Source organism: Paenibacillus sp. P22 (genome assembly GCF_000469945.2).
Taxonomy (GTDB): domain Bacteria; phylum Bacillota; class Bacilli; order Paenibacillales; family Paenibacillaceae; genus Paenibacillus_O; species Paenibacillus_O humicus.
Map to the genome: position 1 here is coordinate 1 of NZ_CBRA020000271.1, position 6,718 is coordinate 6,718.

The window sequence follows — 6,718 nt, forward strand, 5'->3', positions numbered from 1 at the left end:
GGACTGGAAATTCACGACAAGCCGGCCGCCGGAACGACCCGCCGCACGTCGCGATCCAAGTCCGCTCCTGCGGATGAGTCCCCGGCGGAATAAGCCCCGCCGGGCGCTACAGATTTTAGGAGGACATCATGAATCTTGTATATGCCGATGAACAAGGCAATTTATATGACCATCCCGACTGGATCGGGCTTGGCCGCAGCGGCGACGTCGTCGTGGAAATCATGGACGAGGAGCTTATCCCCCTTCCGGAGGGAGCGACTCTCGTCGGTCTGCCGGGCACCCGCCCGGTCGGCATCAACTCCCGCACCGGGAGATGGAAGTGCTGCCCGGATCCTACCAGGCTGTAGGCGCGCTGCTTCCCCAAGGATATACGCGGCTTAATCTGCCCGGCTACGTCAAGGCGGACAAAAACGCCGTCCTGCCGCTGTTCGGCTACACCTCCGTCGTCTGGAAGGACGGCGGCTTCCATGTCGCGGCCGAGCGCAGCGACGATTCCGAGCGCTGGAATCCGCTCAACTGCGATGCCAAGGAGCTGAACGTGAAGGTGGAGGAGCTGCTGGCGAAGTACCCGGACAACAGGCTGTACAAGCATCTGTCCAACTGCGCTCTCGGCTACGAATGCCTCACGGCTTCCAATACGTTTCTGCAGCGCTGGGAAGGAGCCGTCCCGGTTTCCTATTCCTGCAATGCAGGCTGCTTCGGATGCATTTCCGAGCAGCCCGAGGACAGCGCGTTCCCGGCTCCGCAGACCCGCATGAACTTCAAGCCGACCGTCGACGAAGTCGTGGAGATCATGCTGGAGCAGCTCAAGACTCCCGATGCGATCATCAGCTTCGGCCAGGGCTGCGAGGGCGAGCCGTCCACCCAGGCCAGAATTATCGTGGAGGCGATGAAGAGAGTCCGGGAGCAGACGTCGATGGGCTACATCAACATCAACACGAACGCCGGGCTCACGGACTTCATGCGGGCGATCGTCGATGCCGGCCTCGATCTGATGAGGGTGAGCACGATCAGCGCGCTGGACGACCATTACAACGCGTATTACAAGCCTCGGGGCTATACGCTCAAAAATGTGGAGAAGTCCTTGCGTTACGCCGCCGACCAAGGCGTCTACACCTCCATCAACTATCTCATCTTCCCGGGCGTCACCGACCGCGAGGAGGAGATGGAGGCGATGATCGAGTTCGTCCGCCGGACCGATCTCAAGCTGATTCAGATGCGCAACCTCAACATCGATCCGGAAGCGTACCTGAACCTCATTCCGAAGGCGCGCGGGGAGATCTACGGCATGAAGCAGATGCTGGAGATTTTCCGCGAGGAGCTGCCAGGCGTCGTCATCGGCTCGTACACGCATGTGCCGCCGTCCCGGCTGGCGAGGCAACGCTGAAAGCCGTGCTGATCAAGGTTGATGGACGTCCTGCGCCGGCGGACCGCAGCAATCCTGTTGCCTAAGGCACTTGTCCGTGATATACTATTCAGGTATGCATAACTCTGGGCTCGCTTGAAGCTCAGGGCAGAAAGAGGTGAAAGACGATGAAAGAGGCTATTCATCCGAAATACCACGTGACTACGGCTACTTGCGCTTGCGGCAACACGTTCGAGACGGGTTCCGTTAAACCGAACCTGCGCGTGGAGATCTGCTCCGCTTGCCACCCGTTCTTCACAGGCAAACAGAAATTCCTGGATGCCGGCGGCCGCGTAGACCGTTTCAAAAAGAAATACGGTATCTAATCGACTGCCAGAAATTGGCGGCATAGAAGAACCTCCCTCAGCCATCCTATGGACTGAAGGGAGGTTTTTTAATTGACAACAATTCGCTTTCATGCCAATAAGCCTCTGCGATCCGCCTGCGTTTTTCTGCTCGGCGCCGCTCTGCTGACGGGCTGCGGCGGCAGCCCGGAGCATAACCGGGTGAAGAGCTACGGACAGGACGGGCATCTCGGCTTGACGAATACGAATCCCCGCCTGCCTCTTACTCCCCATTCGCAGAACTATCAGCAGGATGCCGACTTCGCGGAGCTGAAGGTCAAGCAGGTTGAAGGGGTGAAGAAGGCCCGGCTAGCTTTCGACGGTCCGACGCTCCGGGTTTATGTAACGCCGAAGGCGGGTCTCAGCGCCGCTCAGCGGGAGCAGGTGCGCAGCCGCGTGGAGTCGCAGCTCGCCTTCAACATGCCCCGCTATAAAATCATTGCCCGCCTGGCTTCTTAAGGCGACAGCGCCTTTCTTTCCCTGAAGCGGGGAGACGAAGGCCGGTTGCACAAGCCGTGCAAATGGGCTATACTGAAAATCTGCCGTGCTAGATGGGGAGGTAGCGGTGCCCTGTAACTCGCAATCCGCTATAGCGAGGTTGAATTCCTGCCGTAGGTTATGCGTTGCAGTGTATGGCGCCTAGGAACAGCGTTGAAGGATGGGTCCTCCGCAATGGACACTTGTGAACCCGGTCAGGTCCGGAAGGAAGCAGCCGTAAGCAGGCGCGTTCATGTGCCGGAGGAGTGCCTGACCCGAGCTGGAATCAGGAATGCCTGCTGGACCGCATGGATCGAGGGCAGGTGCACGGTCCTAACTAAGCAGAGCAACGTCTGGAGTCCGACTCTTCGTGAGGAGGTCTTCCGGGCGTTTTTTTTTATATTCTCAATAGAAAAGCTTTTCGCATTCCCGCACGGCCGCCCCCGGATGTCATCGGGCGGATTCCTTTTGCCGGGCAGGAAGCGGTATTGTATAATGGAGAGACGAAATAACGGCCGAGGCCGGCCGGAAAGGAAGCCTGCATCTTGACCCATATCGCCTTATACCGTGCTTGGCGTCCTCAGACGTTCCGGGACATGGTAGGACAACAGCATATCAGGCAGACGCTGCAGAACGCCATCCGCGAGCAGCGCATTGCGCATGCTTACTTGTTCAACGGGCCGCGGGGCACGGGCAAGACTTCCGCTGCCAAGATTTTCGCCAAAGCCGTCAACTGCGAGCTCGGACCCGCTCCCGAGCCGTGCAACGAATGCGCCGCCTGCCGGGGAATCACCGCCGGCACCGTGATGGATGTCGTGGAGATTGACGCCGCTTCCAACCGCGGCATTGATGAAATCCGCGAGATCAGGGACAATGTAAGATACGCTCCTTCGGAAGTGCGATACAAGGTTTATATCATCGACGAAGTCCATATGCTGACTACGGAAGCGTTCAATGCATTGCTCAAGACGCTGGAAGAGCCTCCGAGCCACGTGATCTTCATTTTGGCGACGACCGAGCCGCACAAGCTTCCGCCCACCATCATCTCCCGCTGCCAGCGCTTCGACTTCAGGCAGGTGTCGCTGGAGGAGCAGGTGGAGAGGCTGACCGAGATCTGCAAGGAAGAAGGCATCCGCGCCGAACCGGAAGCGATCGACTATATCGCCAGGCTGTCCGACGGCGGCATGCGCGATGCGATCAGCCTGCTGGAGCAGGCGGCGGCGTTCGGCTCCGAGACGATCACGCTCGAAGGCGCGGTCGACGTCACCGGCGGCCTTGCCGCGCAGCAGTTCGCGGGCATTGCGGACGCCGTCCGGGACAGGGATGCGGGAGCGATTCTTCCTCTCGTGGAAGGTCTCATGCAAGCGGGCAAAAGCCCGGACAAATGCCTGGAGAACCTCATGTATTACTTCCGGGATCTGCTCGTGCTCAAGCTCGCTCCGGGCAGCGCCGAGGCGATGGGGCGCGTCTCGGATCCCGCCCGGTTCCAAGCCATGGCCGAAGGGTTCTCGGCTGACCGGATCTTCCGGATGATCGACGAGCTCAACCGTTACCACAATGAAATGAGGCATGCCGCTCATCCGCAGACTCTCTTCGAGGTGGCGCTTCTCAAAATCGCCACGATGCCCGAAGGCGGCAGCCAATCCTCGGGAGCTTCGGCCACCGCCGGCGCAGCGGCGCCTCAAGCTTCTCCGGAAACAGGACGGCTGCTGCAGCGGATCGACGATTTGGAGCGCAAGATCGAGCAGCTGCAGCGCTCCGGCAGCGCTCCGGCAGCGGCTCCCGAGGCATCCGCTTCGGGCAGCGCCGTTCGAGGGGGTGCGAGCCGCGGAGGCGGGTTCGGCCCTCGTTCCGGCAGCGGCTCCGTACGGAACGTCAAGCTCGATCCCTATTTGGCGGCTCTTTCCAACTCCGAGACCGCTCAGCTCCGGGCAAAATGGAGCGAAGTGCTGGCCCGGGTCAAAGATGCAAGGGTTACGGTCCACGCGTGGCTCGTGGACGGCGAGCCGGTAGCTTCCACCGGCGACTCTGTGCTCGTCGCGTTCAAAAACACGATTCATCGGGAAACGACCGAAAAGCAGGCGAATCGCGAGCTCATCGAAAAAGTGCTCCAGGAAGCCTTCGGCCGGGCCTTGTCCCTATCCACCGTCATGCAAAAGGACTGGCAGCAAGCAAGCTCCGGCGCTGTCTCGGAACGTGCTTCGGCGCCGCTGGAGCTCAGCCACGACGATCCGCCGCAAGCTCCGGCGCGGCCGGAATGGGTGGAAGAAGCGGTCCGTCTGTTCGGGGAAGACCTGGTCGAGCTGAAGAAGGATTGACATTGATCTTAATTCCAATAATGAGGTGATGACGATGAACAACATGAACCAAATGATGAAGCAGGTCAAGAAGATGCAGGAGCAGATGCTCAAGGCTCAAGAGGAGCTCGAAACGAAGAACGTTGAAGGCTCCGCTGGCGGCGGTGTCGTCACGGCTGTCGTGAACGGACATAAAAAGCTGATCAGCATCGCCATCAAGCCGGAAGCGGTCGACCCCGACGACGTGGAAATGCTTCAGGATCTTGTGCTCACAGCCGTCAATGATGCCATTACCAAGGCTGACGAGCTGGCGAACAAGGACATGGGCAAATTCACCGGCGGCATGAAAATTCCCGGCTTGTTCTAAAGCCTGCGGGTCCTTCGGGACCGCATAGACGGCTGCTCGTGCAGCAGCCTTGGACGGCCCTTCGCATTCCGGCAGGGCCGTCCTTATTTTATGGATGGAGCTGATTCCTTGTATTATCCGGAACCCATAGCCAAACTGATCGATTCCTTCACCCGCCTTCCCGGCATCGGGCCGAAGACGGCTGCCAGGCTGGCTTTTCATGTCCTTAAGATGAAGGAAGACGATGTCATCGACTTTGCAAAAGCTCTCGTCAGCGTCAAGAGGAACCTTCATTTTTGTTCCGTCTGCTGCAATATCACCGACACCGACCCTTGCCGGATCTGCCAGGACAAGTCCAGGGACCATTCCTCCATCTGTGTGGTCCAGGAATCCAGAGATCTGGTTGCGATGGAGCGGACCAAGGAATTCAACGGCCAGTATCATGTGCTCCAGGGAGCCATCTCTCCGATCGAGGGAATCGGTCCGGAGGAGATCCGGATTGCGGAGCTGCTTCGCCGCCTGGAGGACGAGCGGGTGCAGGAGCTTATCCTTGCCACCAACCCTAATATTGAAGGCGAAGCGACCGCCATGTACATTTCGCGGCTCGTACGGCCTTTCGGCATCCGGGTGACGCGGATCGCGCATGGCTTGCCTGTCGGCGGCGATCTGGAATACGCCGATGAAGTGACATTGTCCAAAGCCCTTGAAGGGCGCAGAGAGCTGTAAGGATCAAGGCCGCCCATGCCGGGCGGCTTTTTCGCTCTTTTTAAGGGAAAGTTGCCGCTCTCCGCGTTCTAAACCCCTAATCCCGTTTATAGAATGATTACAGGAAGCTTGACGGGCTATAAATGGACAAGCGGAAGGGGTTTTGGGGCATGGCGGTATGGTTGCGCGCAGTAGGCAGCGGGGAGGCATTGGCGGCAAGCCCGGTGCTGCAGGCGGAAATGGAGCTGGCGGCGGGCAGCGAGATGGCCCGCGATAAGGACGAGGAAGCCGTCACGGTCGGAGAGCAGCAGCTGCTGCTTGAAATTGCGGAGGCCCATCGGGATTGGGTGAATGCGCACTATCATTTCGAGCAGGCTGAAGGTTCCGATCAGATCGACTATGCGGTATATGCAATAGAAGCCGCACAAAAAAGATATGAAATGCTGCTTCGGCAAGCGAAGCGCATCAACGCCAACGCTCCGGCATGGAAAAAGGGGGTGCCGGGATGAAATGGATTTGGCTCTCCATTCTCGTAATATCCGGATTGCTTCTGCTCGCAACAATTGTAAGAAACCGCATATCGTGGTCGTGGCTGTCGCGTTTCTCCATTCATCTGACGGCTGCGGCTGCAGCGCTGTATCTGCTCAACCAGACGGGAATAGTTCCGGGTGTCCATATTCCTCTCAATCCGGCTACCATCGGCACGGCCGTGCTGCTCGGCTTGCCGGGAATCGCGGCATTGGCCGGCCTCCAAGCTGTCTTGTTCTAACTGGTCTGTACCCCTGCGGGAGCAGGGGCTTTTTTCGTGAAAAAGGATTCGAAAAAGAAATCGAAAAAACTTTAAAAAAAGGACTTGCAAATGCCTAGGTGGCCGTGATATATTATCTAAGTCGCCGCTGAGAGGCACGACGGAAACAAGCGAAACACAAGTGAATTTGTTCTTTGAAAACTGAACAACGAGTGAAGCAAGTCAACGTTATAAATGAGCAAGTCAAACACCTTTATGGAGAGTTTGATCCTGGCTCAGGACGAACGCTGGCGGCGTGCCTAATACATGCAAGTCGAGCGGATCTTGTCCTTCGGGACAAGGTTAGCGGCGGACGGGTGAGTAACACGTAGGCAACCTGCCCTCAAGACTGGGACT

7 protein-coding genes, 1 rRNA gene, 1 other RNA gene and 1 pseudogene are annotated in these 6,718 nt (G+C 58.4%); all 10 read left to right on the plus strand.

Going from position 1 to position 6,718, the window contains the following annotated elements; translation table 11 throughout:
• The first annotated feature begins 128 nt into the window (after positions 1 to 128).
• Positions 129 to 1,387, plus strand: a pseudogene (locus tag BN871_RS25485) (radical SAM protein).
• 146 nt (positions 1,388 to 1,533) lie between these two features.
• Positions 1,534 to 1,731, plus strand: coding sequence for a 50S ribosomal protein L31 (rpmE, locus tag BN871_RS25490; RefSeq protein ID WP_021882051.1), 198 nt, complete (start codon positions 1,534 to 1,536; stop codon positions 1,729 to 1,731).
• Between the two features lie 72 nt (positions 1,732 to 1,803).
• Positions 1,804 to 2,208: a hypothetical protein gene (locus tag BN871_RS25495; RefSeq protein ID WP_021882052.1), complete on the plus strand. Its 405-nt coding sequence runs from the start codon at positions 1,804 to 1,806 to the stop codon at positions 2,206 to 2,208.
• An 83-nt stretch (positions 2,209 to 2,291) separates the two neighbouring features.
• Positions 2,292 to 2,557: signal recognition particle sRNA large type (gene ffs / locus BN871_RS27245), an RNA gene on the plus strand.
• A 214-nt stretch (positions 2,558 to 2,771) separates the two neighbouring features.
• Positions 2,772 to 4,544, plus strand: coding sequence for a DNA polymerase III subunit gamma/tau (gene dnaX / locus BN871_RS25505; RefSeq protein WP_048749928.1), 1,773 nt, complete (start codon positions 2,772 to 2,774; stop codon positions 4,542 to 4,544).
• Between the two features lie 34 nt (positions 4,545 to 4,578).
• Positions 4,579 to 4,890, plus strand: coding sequence for a YbaB/EbfC family nucleoid-associated protein (locus tag BN871_RS25510; protein ID WP_048749931.1), 312 nt, complete (start codon positions 4,579 to 4,581; stop codon positions 4,888 to 4,890).
• A 108-nt stretch (positions 4,891 to 4,998) separates the two neighbouring features.
• A complete protein-coding gene (gene recR, locus BN871_RS25515) occupies positions 4,999 to 5,595 on the plus strand; it encodes a recombination mediator RecR (protein WP_048749929.1) in 597 nt (198 codons plus the stop codon).
• Positions 5,596 to 5,744: 149 nt separating this feature from the next.
• Positions 5,745 to 6,083 (plus strand): DUF2508 family protein, encoded by a 339-nt coding sequence (locus BN871_RS25520; protein WP_021882321.1) that lies wholly within the window; start codon positions 5,745 to 5,747, stop codon positions 6,081 to 6,083.
• Entirely contained in the window at positions 6,080 to 6,343 is a 264-nt protein-coding gene (locus BN871_RS25525; protein ID WP_021882322.1) for a pro-sigmaK processing inhibitor BofA family protein, read from the plus strand. The genes BN871_RS25520 and BN871_RS25525 overlap by 4 nt, the downstream gene beginning before the upstream one ends.
• A 231-nt stretch (positions 6,344 to 6,574) precedes the next feature.
• Positions 6,575 to 6,718: ribosomal RNA gene (locus BN871_RS28705) — 16S ribosomal RNA — on the plus strand; the annotation flags it as partial.